Origin of the sequence: Loigolactobacillus backii, from assembly GCF_003946275.1 — a bacterium.
GTDB classification, from domain to species: domain Bacteria; phylum Bacillota; class Bacilli; order Lactobacillales; family Lactobacillaceae; genus Loigolactobacillus; species Loigolactobacillus backii.
On record NZ_RHNQ01000013.1, the window covers coordinates 24,456 to 45,183 of the forward strand.

Here is a 20,728-nt window from a genome sequence, read left to right on the forward strand (position 1 = left end):
GGTCTGACTTTCCAGACCATTTTTATTGATTTTTTGGCCGCTCCGAGATTTCTGGCGCGGCAACGTGATTATGCAATAATAGCATAGAACCGATACCGCCAAAAATAACAATTCCTGCTGTAGTTACACACACAGCAACCATTCCTTTATCGTAGGCCCTAACCACCACATGCTGGAACGCTTGGGCAAATGGTGCTTGACTGACACGATGAGAAAAAGCAATTCCATGACCAGAAAATGGTCCGGCCTTGATCAATGCCTGTTTCAAACCATTCATTGCTGCAACAGGCATGTTGATCCGACCAAGATGGCCATTGAGATAAGTTTCATACTGTGAATTTTGAATGAGACCTAAACCGACAACTCCAACTGTTGTGCCCAATTGCCGGAAGACATTTAAAAGCCCTGAGGCCATCCCCATTTCACTAGGAATAACGCCTTCCATACCAGTCGTATTCAGTAACGGATTAACCATCCCGTTGGTAAACCCAATCAGAACCATGCCGGGCCACAGATCAACAAAACTGACTCCAGGACTGATTGCCCGAGCAATCAATAAAAAGCCAACTCCACCAATAAATAAACTGATGACAATCATCCATTTTTTAGAATAACGCGAACTCAGAATACCAACAATTGGGCCCAAAATTAATGACCACGCACTGATGGTTAATTGACGGACACCAGTTTGGATGGCCGAATAGCCAATGTAATTTTGCATCAACGGTGTTAAATAAGCGTTGAAGGCGTAGAGACCTGCACCTAAAACAAAGGCGACAAGGATAATACCAATAAAATGGGGCCGCTTAAACATGCTAACGTCAACCATCGGATCAGCGACGTGCAGCTCAACGATCACAAAAACAATCAATAAAATGACACCACTTACTAACCAGCCACTAACCTGAATGCTTGCCCAACTTAAATGGGGCCGACTTTCTTTAACAATCAAGCCATAAATAATGGCAAACAAACCAGCGGCCGAAAGGAGCATTCCACCTAAATCAATTCGTTGGTTCTTACCGTAACTTGGTGTTTCTTTGACAAAAATAATTATCATGATCACCGCCAAAATACCAAATGGTACATTAACGTAAAAAATGGCCGACCAACCAAAATGATCGACCAAGTAACCACCGATCAGTGGTCCCGAAGCAGTTGAGATTCCCATAATCGAACCTAAAATACCCAGTGCCAAACCACGATTGCGCCCGCTAAAGTTAGAGGCAACTAGCGCCATTGACAGTGACATCATTCCGGCGCCACCAATTGCCTGGATCCCACGGCCAATATCTAGGGCCAACAAACTTGGTGCCATACCGTTTACAGCCGAAGCGATTACAAATAAAATTAATGAACCGAGGAAGATCTTTTTACGGCCGTACATATCGCCTAATTTTGACATAATCAGCAAGGTTACTGCATAGACCAAAGTGTAGGCGTTCAACACCCACTGTAGATTAGTAAAAGTTGTTTTAAAACTGCGCACCATTGTTGGTAGTGCCACATTAACAACAGTCACATCAAGTAGACCCATAAAAACACCTAAACTCATTGCTGCCAGTGCAATCCACTGTCTTACTTTACTCTCATTCTGTTGCATTAAGATTCTCCTTTTGTTCCAGATCAGCCTGATATTGCTTGATCCAATCCTGTTTAGTTTTACAAATAGCAATACTTAAATCTAGCGCCCGCAATCCCGCCTCAAACGAAGCAGCAATTGTGGGTTCTTCATTCGTTAGCTGGGCTTGTAAATGTGCCTGAAAATGCCGGTAAACATCCAAATCAGTCTGCGTTGCTGTAGCGTATTCATTCAGAATTACCCGCTGCGTTGCGATATCCACCCCAGACATTCCCCGAAATTTAAAGCGATAAATCGATTCACGTTTGGCATCCATTGCCACAGGTAGCAACATTAATTCTTGAAAACGCTGTTTGCCTAATTCCGTAATCTGCATCATTTTTTTATTTCGAGACTCATCTTGGCTGGCTATCTCTTCAATATAGCCTTGTTTTGTGAGGCGATTAAGTAACGGGTACATAACCCCATTCGAAATTACACGGCGCGGTACCAAGCTACTCTCCAGCACTTGGCCAAGCTTGTAACCCGACATTTTATGCGTTCTTAAAATACCTAAAATCAATAATTCATACATGTTTGCCTCCTATATGTCGTAGCGACTGATTAAGTATACGTCGGTACGACATATTACGCAAGCCAAATATTTTCAGTAATTTTATTTGAAGTCTTAAAATCTCCGAAAAACGGCTGCTCCTTCTTGGTATTGGTTAGCGCTAAGCAGATAAAAAAGGCCTTTATGGTTAACTGATGAATGATGCTATCTCATCGGCTAACCATAAAGGGACCACTTTTAATCTATTTTCGAATTTAAACAATTAACTGATTACTGCCTAATCTTGCGTAATTGAAATCTAACCCAAAAACAACAATTCTGGTAATACCAGATTATTTACAACTTAGATGAATTTCTTTTTATAAATGCAAACAGTTCTTGAAGAAGTTTATTATCATTACTTTTATTAATGGCACTGATAATATCCTGGTCGCGGCCAACGTTTTCTAAATCACTAATTTTGATGTGATATTTTTCTTCCAACGTACCATCATTCATTCCTGAATATAAAAAGGCCAATCCCTTCCCCATTGAAACCATGGACAGGCCCTCATCGAGATCCTTGACGTAATAATTTGCCTTTAAGTTAAACCCATTTTTAAGACCTTGATTAATAACGTAATCCACAATCACTGGCGACTGTTGTCTTTCAAGTAAAATAAACGTTTCCTGCTTTAAATCAGCAAAAACTATATTTTGCTGCTGACTTAGTGGGTGCTGAATGGGTATTGCAATTTGTAAATGATTTTTCATAAAGAGCGACTTCTTAATATTTTTGTTGGTCTTAAAATAAGAAGTTAGTCCAAAAACCAAGTCATAGCGCCCATCATCGAGACCGTCTGCTAAATTCAGCGGTATATCCTGATTCATTAAAAATTGAACATTTGTATGTTCAGCTTTAAACCGATCCAACAATTTATACATGTGCCCCAAATTAAAATTTGGTAAATAACCAATTTTTAAAATGACTGCTGTCTGTCCCGCGTTTGCTTGCTGGTCAAACATGTGCGCTAAATGATCAACGCGTTCTAAAACATCCGTTGTTTCAATTAAAAATCTTTCACCTTCACGCGATAATTTTAACGAGTGACTCTGGCGAATAAATAATGTGACTCCTAATTCAGTTTCCAATTCCTGAATTCGTCTACTTAGCGTTGGTTGCGAGATGAAAAGCTTTTCTGAAGCCTTAGTAAAGCTTTTCTCAGTCGCAACCGCAACAAAATAGTTTAACGTTGATAGCTTCAATAGATAGCTCCATTCTAAAAAAATATGTTTGTAGCAACTTTAGCTTAAAGTTACTACAAACATACTAGTTCGACAATATCTATTATTTATTTAACAGCAACGTACTTAAAAAAGCAGATTTTTGCGACCCACTAATTTGCTGGAGTTGTCATTAATGGTAATTGAAGGTAGGAAGCGTATTCGCCACCTGTATGGAGAATGTGTACCCCCTTATTATCAACCTGACCACCTGGTGTTCCAGGCATTACGCCGCCGAGCTCATCTTTGGAGCTGATAACAACTCTTAGCGTTTCACCTGCTTTGTATTCCAAGCCAATGGCACTTAGAACAATGTCTAATGAAACAATTTCGCCCTTTTCAAGTTTTTCTACTCGGTCAAATGTGTATGCTGGAATCTCATCGGTTGCGACTTGATCATCCAGGTGCCGCATTGAAGCGCGCAAACGCCCCCACGCACCCTTATAACGAAGTGCAGATGCCCCTTCTTGCGTGAAATCTTGGAGGGCAGCACCGTGATTAGGTACGACAAATTCGCTTAAAACATTCCCAAATTTATCCAATTTTTGAATCCAAACGAAGACATCCATATCATTATAGCCGTCAACTTCCATAAAAAGTTTTGCCTTAGGATAGCCGACAAACTGCGTATCTTTAGCAAAAGTTGTTTGGAATGAAGCCCGTCCTGGAAGACCACCCGCCACATATTTAACCGGGAAATCTTTTACTTCGGGCTGAGCCTGCAATGTTCGTGCTAAACCATTCATGTAATAACGCGTATTTTGGCTGCCGGCCGGTGGAAATGCAGCGGCCGGTATATCAGTTTGATTATGACCTTCAAAATCAATGACCGTATAACGAACCTTAGGTGTATCTGGCCAGTTATTGTCCTTGTCTAAAAGATAATAACCGAAGAAACGGCGTAATTCTTCGGTATTAGCTTCATCGTAGTAATATGGCCATTCTTGCCGATCATGAATTCGAAGCCATTTTTCTTTTGAGCCTAACGTCCGCCACGAACGGAATGTTCCCATTGTGTGCAACGTGTTTGAATAACTGGCAATAACAAAGGCAGGAACAGTGATTTCACTTGGATGAGCAACTTTATCTTGCCAAATATCTGCTGTAGCCAAAGGTTCAGCCTGCAATTCCTTCGTCAAATCTTCACGTTTTGCGCCAGTTGCACTAACATGGTTAACCGCCAAACGTTCAATAAAGTTTTCGTCTGGAATACCGCCAATATAGGCTAAATCGCGGTAGCCATCAGCCAGCCCTTCAGTCGGGTTGATACAAGTTAAATGTGGTGGCTTTGCGGCAGCAATATACCATTGAGAAAAGGCCAGATAGGATGTGCCCGTCAATGCAGTTTTACCATTAGACCATGATTGGGCGGCCAACCATTCAATTAGGTCATAGCCATCTTCTGCTTCTTGTGAACCGAGCATAGTTGTATTACCTTCACTATGAGCGATACCACGCATGTCAGGATTACAAACAGCGTAGCCTTTTGATACCCAATAGGCCGGATCTGGCGCTTCGAACTTAGTTAAACCAGAATTCCATTTTTCACCCATCCCAAGCATATTGAAAAGATTGACGTAACGTGGTGCCGTACCGTCGCTCTTACCATAAGGACTCCAAGCAATCAATGTTGGTACCTTTTCGCCAGTTGTTGGTAGGTAAATATCTGTATAAATTGTGACGCCATCGCGTAATTTAACCGGGACGTCCTTTAACATTTTAATATCACAAGTTAATGGTTTGAATCCTTCAGCAATTTGTTGACCCTTTTTTAAAATCATTTCTTTTGTTTCAAATGGACTAAGAACACCATGTTCAACGCCATTATCAATGTAATCAAAAGATGGGCTAAATTTCATTTTTTCAGTAATTTTTACAGTCATTCGTATTACCTCCAATTAAATATGTCTAAGTGATTAACTACTTTGAAGTATATCGGCCAGCATTGCGGAAGTACAATCGTTTTTCTGGATACTCATTTTATGAATACCGTGTTATTTATAAAGTGAATAGCAGGTGGCTTCAACATTTTCATAAAGACCTTTATAGTAAGTCAACTGGTAATTGGAGTATGTTGAGCAACTTTGCCCGTATTTTTCCGACAAATTTTTGCTAATCAAAAATATGTCAATGTTATTAATTTACACAATAATTTCTAAAAAGGCAGCTATGACTATAATTTTAGGAAAAAAAACATTGTTTATTACGTTCTACCAACACCATTTAATAAATAATTAAGCTTTCAATTAACTTCTTGTTAAGATTCTGACCACATGCTGAAGATAGTCAGAAAAAGGAGGTCGCAATGATGGAAGAGGTTTTAAAAATTGATCAAGTAGCAAAACAATTTGGTCGGCAAACCGTTTTAAATGATGTTAATATCACGCTTCATCGTGGTGATATTTATGGGCTCATCGGGCGAAATGGTGCTGGAAAAACCACCATTCTAAAATCAATCATTAAACTTATTCAACCTACTAAAGGAACAATTACTCTGTTTGGTGTAACTAAGGGCTCAAATTATATTCACCAGCTCAGGCGAACCGGAAGTATTATCGAAAGTCCAGTGGCAGTTGACCAGCTAACGGCCCGTCAAAACTTAATTTATTACAGTAAAATCCATGGCGTGGTTGATTCAAACGCTGTAGATGACACTTTAAAGTTTGTTGGCCTAGATACAACAGGAAAAAAGAAATTTAAAGATTTTTCTCTGGGAATGAAGCAAAAAATGGGATTGGCAATTGCCCTTCTCAATAAACCGGATTTCCTTATTTTGGATGAACCAATTAACGGTCTTGATCCAATCGCTATTGTTGAATTTCGTGAACTACTCTTAAAACTCAATCGTACCCAACAAATGACGATTCTAATTTCAAGTCATATTTTGGATGAACTTTATCAATTGGCCACACGCTTTGGCATTTTAAATAATGGTACTATCGTCAAGGAAATCACTAAGCAGGAATTTGAAGAACAGAGCCGTGAATTTATCAAACTTGAGGTCGATAATCCTGATCTGGCCACGAATGTGCTTCGAAAAATTGGCTGCTCTAATTTTAAAGTGATTAACGACCATCGGATTAATATTTATCAACTGGATATTGCTAATGCAAAGATTGCATCTAGTTTAATTGAAAACCAAGTCCAATTATCAACGATTACGCGTGAAGGTTTAAATCTGGAACAATATTTCAAACAATTAATTGATGGAATGGGAGGTGAACAAGATGTTTAATATGATTCGCGGTGATTTCTATCGTTTAAAACACTCCAAAGGATTTTACATTACCGAATTTATTCTGATTGCTTTAGTTCTAAGTTCGGTTTTAACAGGTACTTTAGGCACTATTGGTGCTCGCTCTGACTCGATAGAGGAATTTCAGCAAGCCGGTGGCGCCTGGAACGCGGTTAAAGCAACAAAATTAATGACCAGCATGTGCAGTTTTTTGATTTATTTAATTCTCCCATTATTTATTATGACAACTGGTTTTGAATTCTCACGGCGTTCCTATAAAAATCCTCTAAGTAGCGGTATGACAAGGCTAAATTATTATTTATCAAAATATTCTGTATTTATCGTAATTGTTTTGCTTCAAGTAATTTTATATTACGGAACAGTCTATGTCGTTACTGGTATTAAAAACGGATTTGGTATTTTTACATTAAATTTTGGAATTAAAATGGCACAAGCAATTTTATTACAGTTGTTATTACTATTAGCAATTTTTTCTGTTTCTATATTAGTCCTCTTTATCACGTTCTCTACGATTTCGGCTGTTGTAACTACTATTATTTTTCCACTACTGGTGAACATTTTACACATGATTTTCATTAAGGTTGCTTGGCTCAAATACTTCGATTTTCAGGGAACGATCGATTCTGCCTATTTCACTCATTTATCAACCCAAAATTTAGAGTTTTACATTTTGGCAGCCTGTGGCACCATTGTTGTCTGTGGATTATTGTCTACTTATATTTTCAATCAAAAAAATCTGTGATTCACTCACAGATTTTTTTTGATAAAGGCTAATTCAATTGTAAAATTTGTCTTCTTGGTTTGAATAGTCATTGTGCCATTCATCAGCTTGGCCAATTTTTCCGTGATGTATAGACCTAGGCCGGCATTTTCCGACTTACGCGCTAAATCCTCGGTGTAAAAACGATTAGTCAACCGATCTGGATTCCTAATTGGTTGGGCTAACGAATTCTCAAACTTTAGCCACAAACGCTGGTCATCACTTTTTAAAGTAATCGTGGCCGTGGCAGTTCCATGTTCTAAAATATTGCCCAAAATGTTTTGTAAAATCCGTTGGAATGCATCATGATCGACCACCCACCAGCAATTGGACTGAAGATTTAGTTTCAGTTCAATTTTTTTACTTGTAAGCGCTTCGTACATCCCCAAAATCATTTCTTGAAGGAAGTTGGTCACGTTAATTTTTTGGAAATTAAGAGCCAATTTATGTTCGTTCAAACGATTATACATCAACAATAAATCTAGATGCTTGGCGACATTATTTAAATTCTGTTCGATCCGTTCCAAACTTTGTCGATCATCATTTTGGATAGTTGTATTCTTCAGCAGAACTTGCGTGTACCCACTGGCCACCGTCAATGGAGTTCTTAAATCATGGGCAATATTGTGAATGGCGACATCTTGTTCCCCTTTCAACTGGTAGAGTTGCTGCTCACTTTTTTGATGTTTATTTAATAAGAGATTCACTTTGTGAGCGAGATCCTTAACTAAAAAATTACGCGAATGGAGATTCAGTTCTTGATTTGTGGAATCCTGGATAATCACATTTAGCTGGGAAATCACCCGTTTTACGTCAAATAAAACAAACAACAGGTAGCCACAAAGCAACAATAAAATAATAACTATAATTGCTAAAATCATCATGCGAGTTTGACCCCGATTCCCCATACCGTTTGGATATAATTATTGTTAGGATCCATTGTTTGCAGAACTTTTCTCAAGTTACTAAGGTGAACATTCATCGTGTTGTCATCGTCGTAATATTCTGCCTGCCAAACTGCACGGTAAAGTTGCTTCTTAGTGAAGATTTGTTTTGGATGTGTGAATAATGTTTTGAGAATATCAAATTCTTTCTTTTTCAGTAATTGTGTTTGTGCGCCATTGGTAATCGAAAAAGTCGCAGGTAATAACGTAATGGCCTTATACTGCACACTTGCCACAGTACTTTTAGTGACATGATCTCGCAATTGAACACTAATGCGCGCCTGTAATTCTTCAATATCAAATGGTTTCGTGATGTAGTCGTTTGCACCCGCCAATAGAAGTTTGGCAATATCTGGACGTGTATCTAAGGCCGTCAAAATAATGACGGGAATTTTTGTCTGCTGGCGGAGTTCGCCTAAAACTTCATCGCCACTTTTTCCCGGCAACATTCGATCGAGCAAAACTAAATCAATTGAATTTGCATTAAACAACAGTAATCCTTCTGTCCCGGAATAAGCGCTGACAAGCTGATAATGTGCTTGCAAAACTTTTTTGAGTAATTCCTGCATTTCATTATTATCTTCGACAATTAAAATTGTTTTCATAGACACATCCCACCTTAAATCTATTATAACCTGCACAAGTCACAAAAAGTGAAAATCAAGAAATTTGCAGTTTCTTCCGAATAAAGCCCCTATCCTGTTCCTAAAATTCTAGTTGACGTAACTACCAAAGGAGTTTATTCTGGCATTAGATACCAATGGTATGTAAAGGCGGTGAATGATTCGTGGCAAGAGGGCGTAATCCCGAAGAGACACGTAGAAAAATTCTGGAGGTCTCACGAAAATTATTTTTGGAAAAAGGCTTCGATAATACAAGTGTTCAAGACATTATTGATCAGCTTGGCGGCATGACCAAGGGTGTTATTTATTATCACTTCAAGTCAAAATTTGATATTTTACAGGCAATCGTTAATGTGACTGAACAGGACGTTGGTGAATTCAAATGGCACGGCAATAATGGTTTGGAAAAATTGCAGAATTCGTTGAAAGAGGCCTTTAGCAATTTGGAACAGCAAAAGCTCGCCTACTCGGCGGCAATCACTTTGCGCAGTCCGCGATTACTTGGTGAACAATATCTCGACATGTTCAAATATGCGGTCCCCGAAATTCAGGCATTAATTCAAGAAGGCCGTGCGGATGGCTCAATTAAAACGAACTATCCAGAAGAATTGGCTGATTTAATCGTCCTCACGTTAAATATTTGGATCGGTTTCCAGTCTTCAGTACTCACAGAAGATGAGTTACGCCGTAAAATCAGTTTTATCAAACTGACTTTTGACGGATTAGGCGTACCAGTGATCAACGATGAGCTCTTGGACCTGATTTACAAATTATTCAATCATTTGAAAAAAGAATAGCAGCGGCTATTTTTTAGGCGAGCTACATACTGCTAGTATGTTAGCTAGCCAATATTTTTTAAAATATTACATACCAATAGTATGTTACGGAGGTAAACTATGAAACCAATCATCAATATTCATAACCTTGAAAAAAGTTATCAGGGAAAGCCTGTTTTACGCGAAATTAATCTCACAATTCAACCTGGTGAAATTTGCGCAATCCTCGGCAAAAACGGTGCGGGTAAATCTACTTTATTCAAATTAATTGCCGGCATGGCAACCTGTACGGGCGGTAGAATCGAGGTTCTCAATTCGGATCCGACTGACCCTAAAATTCGGAAACACATGGGTATCACAATCAATGAACCTGTTTTCTACGAACATCTATCTGGTTGGCAAAATTTACAGATCCACGCCGCCTATTATGGTGTTAAAGCCGTCAATATTAACCAAGCATTGCTCGCCGTCGATCTTGAACCCAGCAATCAAACGCCGGTCAAACAATACTCTTTGGGCATGCGACAACGTTTATCAATTGCACGTTGCTTGTTGCACAAGCCTGAATTGGTAATTATTGACGAGCCGTTGAATGGACTTGATCCCAAAGGAATTCGCGATTTTCGTCGTTTGCTGGAAAGTTTGCAAAAAACTGGTGTCTCCATTGTTATGTCGAGCCATATTTTGGCAGAGGTACAAAGCGTCGCAACACGGATTGTGGTTCTCGCTGAAGGAAGCATCGTTGCCGATGAGACTAAAGAGGTCTGGTTGGCCGCTGACTCAACTGATTTTGAAACAGCGATGATCAATTTAATGGAGGGTTTGGCCAAATGAAATTATTCAAACTGGAACTTGAAAAAGTTGATCTTAAAAACTATTTGCGGATTGCCCTATTCATTCCACTCATCGTGTTAATTTTCGTTTACTTCTTTGCCAGCGTCCCTTATTTTGATGCAACAACAGCAACCACGGATCCGGAGCTTTTATCCTATAACTTTATTTTATTAATGGGCTTCCTCTTGAATACTGCCGCTTTCACTTTTCTTGGCGCCACCATGATGGGAAAAATCGTGATGAACGCCTATTCAGAAAAAAACGTCTACCTGACATTAAGTTATCCGGTCTCTCGCCGCAAATTATTATTTGTAAAATTAAAACTCGTGAATCTGTTTTGTGGTGTTTTATCAATGCTGAGTTTTGCGCTAGTTATTTCAATTTTTCTCGGAATTGAAGCAGTCATACCAATCGTTCAGGATCAATTAACCTTGACTACTTATCTTGGTCAGTTACCTTTTATCCTGTTATCTGCATTGATTGTACCGGCAATCAGTCTTTGCTCACTGTGGATCGGTTGGAAAAAGAATTCATTGGCATTATTAATTTTCTCTGCGATCATTCTTTTTTCATTGATGAGTAACACCGCTAGTCTTGGCAGCGGCATTACTTTCTATGCTTTTACTTTCATTTACCTGTTTCTGGCTGTAATCGTGACTTTATCGCTGATCTCAAAGGTCGACAAAATGGAGGTTTAGCCCATGGTCTACATAAAAACGTGGATTTTGCTAATTTTGAGCCAATTGTTTTCGGTCATCGGAACAGTCATCATTCAATTTGCACTTTCCTTATACATTTTAGATTTAACCGGCTCTGCATTAACTTTTAGTGTGATCACCAGTCTGGCCGTTGTTGGCCGGTTGGTGATGTTACCTTTCTGTGGCATTTTGGCCGATCGAATGAATAAACGGTTGGTCATGATCTTGATGGATAGTGCCTATCTTGGCGTGACTATTCTAATGGCCTTGGCAGTTGGCGCCAATAATCGCATTCTGTTCATTGGCGGGCTAACCTGTATCATGGGAATGGTCTCTGCTTTTGAAACGCCAATCGCACAGTCGACGATTCCTTTGATCAGTAACGCTGATGATCTACCCAAAATAACCAGTATTGTCAATGGTATCGGCATCCTCGGTAATTTGTTTGGACCAATTCTGGCCGGTGCAATTTACCAGCAAAATGCAATGCAATTTATTTTCTTACTTTGCGGTTTGTTTTTCATCCTTGCCATTGGCCTTGAGTATTTCCTGCACTTCAAGGAACTACCGGTCAAAAATAAATTTGTGTCAATTCAGCAAGTTATTAAAGCGGATACTTTGGAAATCACCGCTTACCTAAAACGTCAAATAGCGATTTTCCAGATTTATCTTTTAATTTTTTTATTGAATCTCTTTTTAAGTTCATTTATTCAAGTTGTCATCCCTTACCTGGCCAGAATTAAATTAGCCGTCAGCAATCAACAATTTGGTCTCATGAACGCTTTCTTCGCACTCGGTGGGCTCCTTGGCTCAATTTTATACGGTGTTCTTTCGAAAAAAATTCACCCAGCCTCAATTCCACAACAACTTGTTATTATTGGTTTACTTTTTCTAACCCTGGCCTTGCCACTAGGTTGGTTCACACAACGGGCAATCAGTTTTAACTTTATGACAGGCCTTGTCGCTATTTTACTTGCCTTGGTCACAATGGTTTCGGTTCAATTGATCGTTTTTATTCAAATCACTGCCGAGCCCCAGTTATTAGGTCGTTTAATGTCATTCGTCATGATCGCTGGTACGTTGGCAACACCACTAGGCCAAATATTGTTTGGCTGGTTAAGTAATACGCTAACCAACACGCAAATGATTTATTTAGTAGGCGCAATTAGTACAATCACAATTATGTTAGCAAAATTCAGTTGGCAAATCTTTGACCACCCTACTGATAATAAAAAAACAAAGCCACGATGATCTTCTATTCATATATTAATTTTGGCAACTACTAAAATGTGTGAAACAAGGTGACCTTCTGCATCTCATTTTTTCTTCCTACTCTTCAATCACTAAACCACTAATTCAAACCGTCATCAGCACAATAGTTATATTGAAAAAGAATATATTTTTATTGATAAACGATAAATTTATGGTAAAATAAAATCAACTAAATTATGAGGTGAACGCTGATGAAACGTGAAACACTTTTTCTTAAATCCGTAATTTATTTAATGGCCTTATTCGTTTTAGGTCTATGTATCGTGGCACTGCCCTTAGTTTCTAGTGCGATTACGGCCCCGCACTGGAACCTTAAATTAATGTATGCCGCTACTTCTATTGGTTTATACGCTAGTGCCGCGGCATTTTATGTAGCTTTATGGCAAGGTTTATTGCTGCTTAGCTACATTGACAACGACAGCGCTTTTTCCGAATTGTCGATTCACGCCTTACGCAAAATTAAAGTGAGTGCAGCGGTAATGAGCGGTTTGTATTTTCTCGGTCTACCCATGTCCTACCTCGCCGCGCAAGAACAAGACGCCCCCGGAATCATTGTTATTTGTTGCCTGTTTGTGGTTGCTGCTAGTACGATTGCAGTCTTCGCGGCCGTTTTACAAAAACTATTGACCCACGCCATCGCGTTAAAACGCGAAAACGACTTAACGGTCTGAGGTGCGCCTATGGCAATAATTATTAATCTAGACGTTATGCTGGCCAAACGTAAAATGAGCGTTACCAAGTTATCACAGCACGTCGGCATCACCATGGCCAATCTTTCCATTTTAAAAAACGGCAAGGCCAAAGCAATTCGTTTTTCTACGCTAGAAGCGATCTGTGCCGCCTTGGATTGTCAACCCGGAGACATTCTCGAATATCGTGCACTGTAAGTGAAATAATGTCCAGATTGCTATTTTGCTTGGCGTCATTCAGCAAAAATACTGTTATTGCAGGTAATGCAGTTATTGACAATAATTCTGCTAAGACACTTAAACAACCGAATTTAATGCACGATTGCTAAATTATCGAATTTACTAAAAATAGCCTCAAAAAGTAAGACATTGAAACACCTCATAATTGTTAGACAAAGAATCTAACGATTATGAGGTACTTCATATTTAGTCCAACTTTTTGAGGCTATTATTTTTATACAATGCATCCTCAAAGGGCCGAAAAGCCACCCTAATTATTTAAGTAAAAGTGAGTAAACTTAAACCACAAATCAATCTATCATTTACCTTAATAAACTGGTTGATTTTCTCCTTGCGTTGCCGGATCAGCTATCCCAACACTATCATTTTTCAAAAATTCTGGTTCAGCAATTATCCGTAAAACAACATCGGCAATACTTTTCCGTGAACCCGAAACACCAAGGTACGGCTCATTTTTATGGGTGATTTCATACTTAACTTCACGATCATTTAACCATGGCAAACGCAGTGTTGTGTAATCTAATCCTGATTGTTCCATGATTTGATCGGACTTCAATGCCGATGATAATCCAGCACCAATCGTTTGTTGGTTCCACTTGCCAAAAGCGCCAGGTACTTCGTCATAAATACCCAGAACATTAGTGTAGACCAATCGTTTAACACCAGCTGCCTGCATTGCGGCAACAACGTTTTGCGTCTGATGGTTGTCACTAGTGTGATCCACCACCCCAACAAAGACAATGTCTTGACCCTTAACCGCCTGCTTGAGATCCTCTAGACTATCCAAACTACCTTCAATCAACGTGACCCGCGAATTGTTGGCCAAAGCGGCTAACCGGGACTTATTACGTAAGAAAAGCGTCAAGCGAACATCTGCAAACTTATCTTCATTCAAAATTTGTTCTTCAACTAACCGAGCAATTTGTCCATTAGCTGCAATAATTAAAACATTTTTGGTCATTTTAAATTCCTCCAATTTCAAGAATAATAAAAATAATGATGATAACCATTATTTTTTCGTCTGGCTACTGATCGCCTTCAAAAGATCTATGCTCTTCAAGATCAGTAGTTTTCGTCATTTCGACTATGCCCGTAGTATAAACCATCGTGTACACTCCATAGCAAGCACAAGATTCAATTAGTTCGCGTTTCTGCAATTTAAATTCAGCAAAATTGAAAGCTCTTGTCGTAACAAGAAACCCAGTATGGTATTTATAAAGAAAAAGTAGCTAATCCCCTTAAAAGAGAACTAACTACTTGATTAAAGACGACGTTCTTAAAATAATCATTTAGCCGCCAATTGTTTCAAAATTATGTTGGCAACCTCTTCCGGCTGATCCAACCACGGCATGTGACCTGCTCCTTTGATTTCTTCCAACCTGCCCTGTGGCGTTGCCTGCGCAATTTTTTCTCCAAGTTCAGGCTTCTCAAAGGTATCATTACTGCCCCACAACAAGGTCATGGGGACCTGTAGCGTTGCAAGCTGTTCAGCGGTAATTCCGTTATGTTTCTTCGGGTCATTCATTGCCTGCAGCAAACTGATGGTGGACAACCCAAAACTTGGCAACTGATCAAAAGCAAAAGTTGCTTCAGCGAATGAATGCGGCAGTTTAGCCACAGCATCTGGATCAGTCCCCATCAACTTCTGGTTGCGCAGCGCGTGATCAGCATCTTTCGGCACTACAAGTTTATCCGCCAATTTTGATACACCAGGTAGTGCCATCGCCTTCAAGAATCCTGGCGTTTTGTCCATTAGTATGCGGCCTGGATTACCGGTTGTGATCACTTGCGTAACCCGTTCCGGGTGGGCCAACGCATACCAAGTGCTCCAATGGGCCCCCATCGAGTGAGCAAGCAGTGGTACCCGATCCAATTTTAGTTGATCCAATACACTAGTAAATAGATTGATGGCAAAATCGTGGACTTCCACTTGATTGTGATCCATACCATCACTTAGGCCGCCACCTGGACGTGCCATTACGTAAAACTTATAACCAGGTAGTTTAGAAAACAGTGGAATCCACGGGTATGGGTCGCCAGTATTTCCTGGAACCACTAAAACCGGAGTGCCCTCCCCAATAATTAGGATTCGTACTTGAAGGCCTTGATACGTCAGCCAGCGATTTTCACCCTTCAGCCCGTAATCGCTGAGTAGCTTTGTTTCCGCCGCCTCGGCCTGCTTAAAAACATTGCTTTCGTGATCCAATATTGGTTGCGTCATATTAATGACCTCCATTCATTTATTTTTAAAACTTTTCCGTGTACGCTGGTTATTATACCGTAAAATGAGGTCTTAAAAATAGTGAACAACCACCAATCCTTTGCCTTCAATCAATCAGATTGGCTCTACTTCAGAAGCCTAACACTGATAAAATAATTTATAAATTATTTTTTGTGTCTATCTACATCATTATGAATCCACTTCAGTATCAAAACACCACACAAAATGCTACCAACCATTAGGCCAGATGTAAAACTAGTTAACCCTTGCCGCCAAATGGCAACAATCAACAATGATATTATGCCAATAGTCAATTCATTCCATTCAATCGGCATAATCTAAAGTTAAGGAAATCGGCCTGTTATTTTGTAATTTGAATAACTTAATATTACTGTTTTGTCCCCCAAAAAAGGCAATGTAAAATGGAGTACCCATAATTATTAGCAGATTAGCTAGCAATTATGGGGCATTTTATCTTGAAATAAAATAGTCGTTAAAATTAACATATACCATTTATATACTTTATTTTAAGCATTTGTAGATTCTATTCTTGGTAAAACAGTTGACCACAATCATTCGTCAATTTATTTAATAAGCGCACCGCTTGATCAATTGATGCGTCAGAAAAGTCGTGAATATCAATGAAGGTGTGAATAAAAGATACCGTCGTTGCCGCATAAAAATTGGCAATGTAAGTCTTAGTCTGTTTTGATAAAGACCGTTTATCCAATATTGTGACGATCCATCGCGCAAAGATGTGATTTAAATCATTAGTGAGGTCAGCCCACATAAGTAACTCAAATAAATCAAGATTTTGCTGCCAGTAAAATAAAATTGATTTAAAAAATGATGTGCTGTTGATCGGTTCATTTTGTAATGAATCAGTGAATGCAGTCATTTTAATCCGCAGTTCCAACAACAGTGGCTCTTTAAGTGTAAGATAATTACGATAAATCGTCGGTCGCGAAATATGCGCTTGTTTCGCAAGATCTGCCACGGTGAGTGTAGCAAATGGATGCCCCTCCACCGCAAACTGAGCTAGTGCTTGAAGAATAGCCTGATGTGATGTTGCTCGCCGTTTATCCATAATATGTGCCAACTTTCTCATTTTGTTACATAACTCTAACTGTGTGATTGTGCTTCTACTAGAGCTAAAATATAATTTGGTTGTGAAATTAATTATATAACAGTATGTAACATAGAAGGAGCAATTAACAATGAAATCCGTGCAAACACCATTTGGTAAATTAACTTACACCGGAACTTTAACCGGAAAAACAGTCATAATCGCTATTCATGGCCTTGGTGGTTCGGCAGCTTATTTTAAAATGATGACACCATATTTGCAGCAATATGATGTCCTGGCCTTTAATTTATTAGGAACACCCCCATCAGATAATATTAACACCAGTAATTATACGGTTAAAAAAGCGGCCCAATCGTTATGGGCCGCAATCGATAAATTACAAATAATTACTCCTGTTATACTGATTGGTCATTCACTGGGAGGCAGTATTGCTACTGAAATGTTAACGCAACGTTCTATCCAAGTTAAAGCATTAATTTTAATTAGCACATCAGTAACAGCAAAATACATCCATTTAAATCCAAGTGTAAAATTATTAGGATTTCCAGTTATTAGTTCAATGATCAAATTCGTATTAAGACACTTGCAACGATGGCTTAGTTACAGATCATTATTGAATTCAGACAACATTAGCGATCCAAGATTTATAATTGAACCATTAATTCAAAAGTCACGTATTGCAATCAAACAAGAATTAACTTTATTTGCTCGCTATACGGCCAACGTACCGATGGACCAGCGTTTAATGCCCTATAGTTCGATCCCAACATTAATTATTTTTGGTGATCAAGATCAGTTAGCAACCAATTAGGGACGGTTAAGTGACCAACAACATTATGGCAGGCTACCACAAACCTTATTTAAAACAGTACACAATGCCAGCCACCTCGTTTTAATTGAAAAGGCTGAAGAAACAAGTAAATTAGTGACCAACTTTTTATTTTCCAACACAGTTAAAAAATAAAATTAACCAAAAAAATAGTCATTTTTTTAACTCACTTCAGTATCAAAACACCACATAAAGTGCTACCAACCATTAGGCCGGATGTAAAGCTAGTTAATCCCTGCCGCCAAATAGCAAAACCGTTAACAATAACCACCACTATTATCACACCAACGGTCAGCCGATTCCATTCTCGTTTAGTTGTCGCTAAAGGTTTTCCTTGTAACTTTCGGTACCTATTAGTGGACGAAATTAGCACGAAACCATTAAAAATAATAATGGCCAACAACAATCCAAGCACAGTGGTTGAGACGGCTAACTCTTTGAGATATAAACCCAACACTAGAATTGCAACGAGCAATAAATCAACTATTAGTGAGGCCCAGTAGACATACCTGGCCTGCTTCAATTCTCTTTCCTTGGCTTTAATATTATTCATCATTTTGACATCCTCCTTGAGTAGCTGGTCCAAAGAGAGTTCATAGATGTCACTGAGCGCAATAAGACTAGAAATGTTTGGAAAAGCGTTTAGATTTTGAGGATTAGCCTAAACAGACGAATTACCTTTGAAAAAGGTGATTTGGCTGTTGTAGCTAACCGCAGGAATCTGCTTTTCCTAACATGACCTGGCAATGTCGGGATAACTACGGCCGGTTTCCCAACTAGAAATAGTTTGCCGTGACACATAAATCTGATTTGCTACTGTTTGTTAAGATAATTGTTTGGCCCGCCGTGCAGACTTTAATCGTTCACCAATTTCCATCATGAACACCTCTTTACTCAAAGAATAGATCATTTGTTTAATTATACTAGCAACCAATTGTGGCAGGTGAATTTGACGTTAAATTTCAATGCTAAGTTTCATAGCATTCCCGTTAAATCAGCAATTAGCACTATAATTTATTTGCAGTTACTTGTTTAAGTTTTAAAGTAAAAAGTGGTTTTAGACTCACGTTTATACAAGTCTAAAACCACTTTTCTGTTAATCAACAATCTTCATGGTCAATTGCCCTAATTCACTGATTTGACCAGTCAGCAGGTCGCCCTTCTTAAGGTACACTTCTGGATCGTGACCAACGCCTGTTCCACTGGGAGTTCCCGTGAATATTAAATCACCTGGGTGTAATTCAATAATCGATGAATAATAACTAATCAAAGCAGATGGACTAAATACCATCTGTTCAAGTAATGACTGTTGCATAATTTGCTGATTGACTTTAGTGATAATCTCTAGCTTCCCTAAATCAGCAATTTCATCTGGTGTGGTCAGCCACGGGCCAATTGGTGAATAGTGTTCAAATGATTTCCCCAATGAAAATTGCGCCGGGTGGTTGGCAAATTGAACGTCACGATCAGAGATATCTTCTCCAATCATATAACCTGCTAGGTGCGCTGAAGCATCCTGCTCGTCGATATCTCTGCCGGCCTTACCGATTACTAACACTAATTCGGTTTCCCAATCTGTTCGCGGACCATGGCGTTTAACTTCAGCACTTGGATCGGCTAGTGAACTAACAAACTTTGTAAACGTACTCGGTGTTTTTGGTAGATTCAAATGAATTTCTTTGGAGTGATCCGCATAATTCATGCCCACCGCAAGAATTTGCGATGGCGCCTTCACTGGTGCCTGTAATTGATTAACGTCGAACGCAACTAAATCGCCAAGGATTAAGGCACTTTTTGCTTGTAGCGCTGCTTCTTCCACCTTTTCAAAATTTTAGATTGGCCTACCATGATGACTATCCACAATTAAGAATGGTCGGTTAGACAATCTTGCAATTTTCATAAAAATAGCCTCTTCACATTTTACTAACGAGTACGGTAATTAACTTACGAATGCTAAACTGACTATATTTTAATTGGTAAATAATCAATTAGCAACTGAACTTAAAACCATTTTCTTCAAAACTAGTGTACTTTTAAACCATATTCCAGACGGTATAGTATAATAACGCTATTAGTTAAAGGGAGTGAGTGTTATTTACATAGTGGGAACTGGAACGTTCGTCAACACAGGAGCAATTGTTGGCGGTGGTATTATCGGGTACATTTTTCAACGGTTACTCAATGAAAAACTGAAAACAGCAATTATGCAGGCGATTGGCGTTGCCGTAATCTTTATTGGCTTGGCCGGTGCGCTAGCCCAAATTTTGGTGATTCACGGAACTAAAATTAGTACAACCGGAACGATTATGGCCACCATCTCACTAGTACTAGGAACTTTGATTGGCGAGCTAATCGACATTGACAATCAATTCGTCAAATTTGGCAAATGGTTACGGCGGCACGTTGGTTCTGCTGATGATTCTAAATTTGTGGACGGCTTTGTCAGTGCCTCATTAACCGTTTGCGTGGGCGCAATGGCCGTCATCGGTCCACTGCAAGATGCACTGCAGCATGATCCAACCATGCTTTTCACAAAAGCAATTTTAGATGCCGTGATTGTGGCCATCTATGCGTCAGCTTTTGGCCTTGGTGCTGTTTTCAGTGCGCTACCGGTTTTTATTTTTCAGATGGTAATCACATTACTAGCAGTTTTAATCAATCAATTTCTATCAACCGCCATGACTAACGGGATTTCGTTAGTTGGTTCAATGATGATTTTTTGTATTGGGATGAACTTGCTTTTTGATATGAAAATTCGGGTGGCCAATATGTTGCCGGCGCTGATTGTGGTTGTACTGTATGTGGCATACGTTTAAGAATCTTATTCAATATTATTGTTGACCCAGGTCACAGAATTAGGCCATTGCAAAGGATTTGAAATTAAAGAGTATTTACAAAGGAAGTTGAGTCATATTAGTTCTCTAAATAGTTTAAAACATGAAATCACCAATTCAGTCTGCTATACTCCACTCGTTTATAACAGAATAAATAAGAAGTTAAAAGAGGCTTTTACTAATCATCAAACTGAAACTTGAAAGTATGAAGACAGACTGATCCCTTGGTATCACAGGGCATATTTTAATTAATTTAACCATTTAGCT

The 20,728-nt window shown here is 39.0% G+C and carries 20 protein-coding genes and 1 pseudogene; 10 read left to right on the top strand and 11 right to left on the bottom strand.

From position 1 onward, the window contains the following. Positions 1 to 22: 22 nt before the first annotated feature. The 4 genes from EKM61_RS03850 to EKM61_RS03865 form a co-directional block, all read right to left on the bottom strand. Entirely contained in the window at positions 23 to 1,603 is a 1,581-nt protein-coding gene (locus EKM61_RS03850; protein ID WP_068225516.1) for an MFS transporter, read from the bottom strand. Beyond that, a complete protein-coding gene (locus tag EKM61_RS03855) occupies positions 1,590 to 2,156 on the bottom strand; it encodes a PadR family transcriptional regulator (RefSeq protein WP_068225517.1) in 567 nt (188 codons plus the stop codon). The genes EKM61_RS03850 and EKM61_RS03855 overlap by 14 nt, the downstream gene beginning before the upstream one ends. Positions 2,157 to 2,471: 315 nt before the next feature. Next, positions 2,472 to 3,380, bottom strand: a complete 909-nt coding sequence (locus EKM61_RS03860; protein WP_068225518.1) for a LysR family transcriptional regulator — start codon at positions 3,378 to 3,380, stop codon at positions 2,472 to 2,474. A gap of 131 nt (positions 3,381 to 3,511) precedes the next feature. Further along, positions 3,512 to 5,281 carry a CocE/NonD family hydrolase gene (locus EKM61_RS03865; RefSeq protein ID WP_068377051.1) on the bottom strand — a complete coding sequence of 590 codons (1,770 nt, stop codon included), beginning with the start codon at positions 5,279 to 5,281 and terminating at the stop codon, positions 3,512 to 3,514. Between the two features lie 425 nt (positions 5,282 to 5,706). Here EKM61_RS03865 and EKM61_RS03870 point away from each other — a divergent pair, with 425 nt between their 5' ends. Both EKM61_RS03870 and EKM61_RS03875 read left to right on the top strand, forming a co-directional pair. Then, positions 5,707 to 6,633: an ABC transporter ATP-binding protein gene (locus tag EKM61_RS03870; protein WP_068225520.1), complete on the top strand. Its 927-nt coding sequence runs from the start codon at positions 5,707 to 5,709 to the stop codon at positions 6,631 to 6,633. Next, positions 6,626 to 7,396, top strand: a complete 771-nt coding sequence (locus tag EKM61_RS03875) for an ABC transporter permease (protein WP_068225521.1) — start codon at positions 6,626 to 6,628, stop codon at positions 7,394 to 7,396. Before EKM61_RS03870 ends, EKM61_RS03875 begins: the two co-directional genes overlap by 8 nt. Positions 7,397 to 7,401: 5 nt before the next feature. Here the strand turns inward: EKM61_RS03875 and EKM61_RS03880 are convergent, their stop codons facing one another. Next, positions 7,402 to 8,298 (bottom strand): sensor histidine kinase, encoded by an 897-nt coding sequence (locus EKM61_RS03880; protein ID WP_068225522.1) that lies wholly within the window; start codon positions 8,296 to 8,298, stop codon positions 7,402 to 7,404. Further along, on the bottom strand, positions 8,295 to 8,963 hold the full coding sequence (locus EKM61_RS03885) for a response regulator transcription factor (RefSeq protein WP_068225523.1): 669 nt from the start codon (positions 8,961 to 8,963) through the stop codon (positions 8,295 to 8,297). The genes EKM61_RS03880 and EKM61_RS03885 overlap by 4 nt, the downstream gene beginning before the upstream one ends. 182 nt (positions 8,964 to 9,145) lie before the next feature. On the opposite strand from EKM61_RS03885, the gene EKM61_RS03890 reads away from it, so the two are divergent. The 6 genes from EKM61_RS03890 (at position 9,146) to EKM61_RS03915 (ending at position 13,448) form a co-directional block, all read left to right on the top strand. Further along, on the top strand, positions 9,146 to 9,778 hold the full coding sequence (locus EKM61_RS03890) for a TetR/AcrR family transcriptional regulator (RefSeq protein WP_068225524.1): 633 nt from the start codon (positions 9,146 to 9,148) through the stop codon (positions 9,776 to 9,778). Between the two features lie 99 nt (positions 9,779 to 9,877). Next, the gene (locus EKM61_RS03895; protein ID WP_068225525.1) at positions 9,878 to 10,591 is read left to right on the top strand and encodes an ABC transporter ATP-binding protein; all 714 of its coding nucleotides are present in this window, start codon (positions 9,878 to 9,880) and stop codon (positions 10,589 to 10,591) included. After that, complete coding sequence (locus EKM61_RS03900; protein WP_068225526.1) at positions 10,588 to 11,289, top strand: hypothetical protein; 702 nt, start codon at positions 10,588 to 10,590, stop codon at positions 11,287 to 11,289. Before EKM61_RS03895 ends, EKM61_RS03900 begins: the two co-directional genes overlap by 4 nt. A 3-nt stretch (positions 11,290 to 11,292) precedes the next feature. Further along, the gene (locus EKM61_RS03905) at positions 11,293 to 12,540 is read left to right on the top strand and encodes an MFS transporter (RefSeq protein ID WP_068225527.1); all 1,248 of its coding nucleotides are present in this window, start codon (positions 11,293 to 11,295) and stop codon (positions 12,538 to 12,540) included. Between the two features lie 212 nt (positions 12,541 to 12,752). Further along, positions 12,753 to 13,232, top strand: coding sequence for a DUF2975 domain-containing protein (locus EKM61_RS03910; protein WP_068225528.1), 480 nt, complete (start codon positions 12,753 to 12,755; stop codon positions 13,230 to 13,232). Between the two features lie 9 nt (positions 13,233 to 13,241). Further along, on the top strand, positions 13,242 to 13,448 hold the full coding sequence (locus EKM61_RS03915) for a helix-turn-helix domain-containing protein (protein WP_068225529.1): 207 nt from the start codon (positions 13,242 to 13,244) through the stop codon (positions 13,446 to 13,448). Positions 13,449 to 13,797: 349 nt separating this feature from the next. On the opposite strand, the gene EKM61_RS03920 is transcribed toward EKM61_RS03915, so the two are convergent. The 3 genes from EKM61_RS03920 to EKM61_RS03930 all read right to left on the bottom strand — a co-directional run bounded on the left by EKM61_RS03920 (position 13,798) and on the right by EKM61_RS03930 (position 16,819). Then, a complete protein-coding gene (locus EKM61_RS03920) occupies positions 13,798 to 14,451 on the bottom strand; it encodes an SDR family oxidoreductase (protein WP_068225530.1) in 654 nt (217 codons plus the stop codon). A 324-nt stretch (positions 14,452 to 14,775) separates the two neighbouring features. After that, positions 14,776 to 15,711, bottom strand: coding sequence for an alpha/beta fold hydrolase (locus EKM61_RS03925; RefSeq protein WP_068225531.1), 936 nt, complete (start codon positions 15,709 to 15,711; stop codon positions 14,776 to 14,778). A gap of 544 nt (positions 15,712 to 16,255) precedes the next feature. After that, complete coding sequence (locus EKM61_RS03930) at positions 16,256 to 16,819, bottom strand: TetR/AcrR family transcriptional regulator (protein ID WP_068281161.1); 564 nt, start codon at positions 16,817 to 16,819, stop codon at positions 16,256 to 16,258. A 109-nt stretch (positions 16,820 to 16,928) separates the two neighbouring features. Here EKM61_RS03930 and EKM61_RS03935 point away from each other — a divergent pair, with 109 nt between their 5' ends. Beyond that, positions 16,929 to 17,609: an alpha/beta hydrolase gene (locus EKM61_RS03935; RefSeq protein ID WP_068225533.1), complete on the top strand. Its 681-nt coding sequence runs from the start codon at positions 16,929 to 16,931 to the stop codon at positions 17,607 to 17,609. 184 nt (positions 17,610 to 17,793) lie between these two features. Here EKM61_RS03935 and EKM61_RS03940 read toward each other — a convergent pair whose 3' ends face one another. Both EKM61_RS03940 and EKM61_RS03945 read right to left on the bottom strand, forming a co-directional pair. Further along, positions 17,794 to 18,183 carry a hypothetical protein gene (locus EKM61_RS03940; RefSeq protein ID WP_068225534.1) on the bottom strand — a complete coding sequence of 130 codons (390 nt, stop codon included), beginning with the start codon at positions 18,181 to 18,183 and terminating at the stop codon, positions 17,794 to 17,796. A gap of 540 nt (positions 18,184 to 18,723) precedes the next feature. Next, a pseudogene (locus EKM61_RS03945) lies at positions 18,724 to 19,527 on the bottom strand (fumarylacetoacetate hydrolase family protein). Positions 19,528 to 19,729: 202 nt separating this feature from the next. On the opposite strand from EKM61_RS03945, the gene EKM61_RS03950 reads away from it, so the two are divergent. Then, positions 19,730 to 20,443, top strand: coding sequence for a DUF554 domain-containing protein (locus tag EKM61_RS03950; RefSeq protein WP_225359738.1), 714 nt, complete (start codon positions 19,730 to 19,732; stop codon positions 20,441 to 20,443). The last annotated feature ends 285 nt before the right edge of the window (positions 20,444 to 20,728 follow it).

Coding starts and splice junctions, on each gene's coding strand:
- EKM61_RS03925 (WP_068225531.1), bottom strand. CDS start 15,711: ATGACGCAACCAATATTGGATCACGAAAGCAATGTTTTTAAGCAGGCC.
- EKM61_RS03855 (WP_068225517.1), bottom strand. CDS start 2,156: ATGTATGAATTATTGATTTTAGGTATTTTAAGAACGCATAAAATGTCG.
- EKM61_RS03850 (WP_068225516.1), bottom strand. CDS start 1,603: ATGCAACAGAATGAGAGTAAAGTAAGACAGTGGATTGCACTGGCAGCA.
- EKM61_RS03915 (WP_068225529.1), top strand. CDS start 13,242: ATGGCAATAATTATTAATCTAGACGTTATGCTGGCCAAACGTAAAATG.
- EKM61_RS03940 (WP_068225534.1), bottom strand. CDS start 18,183: ATGATGAATAATATTAAAGCCAAGGAAAGAGAATTGAAGCAGGCCAGG.
- EKM61_RS03900 (WP_068225526.1), top strand. CDS start 10,588: ATGAAATTATTCAAACTGGAACTTGAAAAAGTTGATCTTAAAAACTAT.
- EKM61_RS03905 (WP_068225527.1), top strand. CDS start 11,293: ATGGTCTACATAAAAACGTGGATTTTGCTAATTTTGAGCCAATTGTTT.
- EKM61_RS03930 (WP_068281161.1), bottom strand. CDS start 16,819: ATGAGAAAGTTGGCACATATTATGGATAAACGGCGAGCAACATCACAT.
- EKM61_RS03875 (WP_068225521.1), top strand. CDS start 6,626: ATGTTTAATATGATTCGCGGTGATTTCTATCGTTTAAAACACTCCAAA.
- EKM61_RS03870 (WP_068225520.1), top strand. CDS start 5,707: ATGGAAGAGGTTTTAAAAATTGATCAAGTAGCAAAACAATTTGGTCGG.
- EKM61_RS03935 (WP_068225533.1), top strand. CDS start 16,929: ATGAAATCCGTGCAAACACCATTTGGTAAATTAACTTACACCGGAACT.
- EKM61_RS03885 (WP_068225523.1), bottom strand. CDS start 8,963: ATGAAAACAATTTTAATTGTCGAAGATAATAATGAAATGCAGGAATTA.
- EKM61_RS03865 (WP_068377051.1), bottom strand. CDS start 5,281: ATGACTGTAAAAATTACTGAAAAAATGAAATTTAGCCCATCTTTTGAT.
- EKM61_RS03910 (WP_068225528.1), top strand. CDS start 12,753: ATGAAACGTGAAACACTTTTTCTTAAATCCGTAATTTATTTAATGGCC.
- EKM61_RS03880 (WP_068225522.1), bottom strand. CDS start 8,298: ATGATGATTTTAGCAATTATAGTTATTATTTTATTGTTGCTTTGTGGC.
- EKM61_RS03895 (WP_068225525.1), top strand. CDS start 9,878: ATGAAACCAATCATCAATATTCATAACCTTGAAAAAAGTTATCAGGGA.
- EKM61_RS03920 (WP_068225530.1), bottom strand. CDS start 14,451: ATGACCAAAAATGTTTTAATTATTGCAGCTAATGGACAAATTGCTCGG.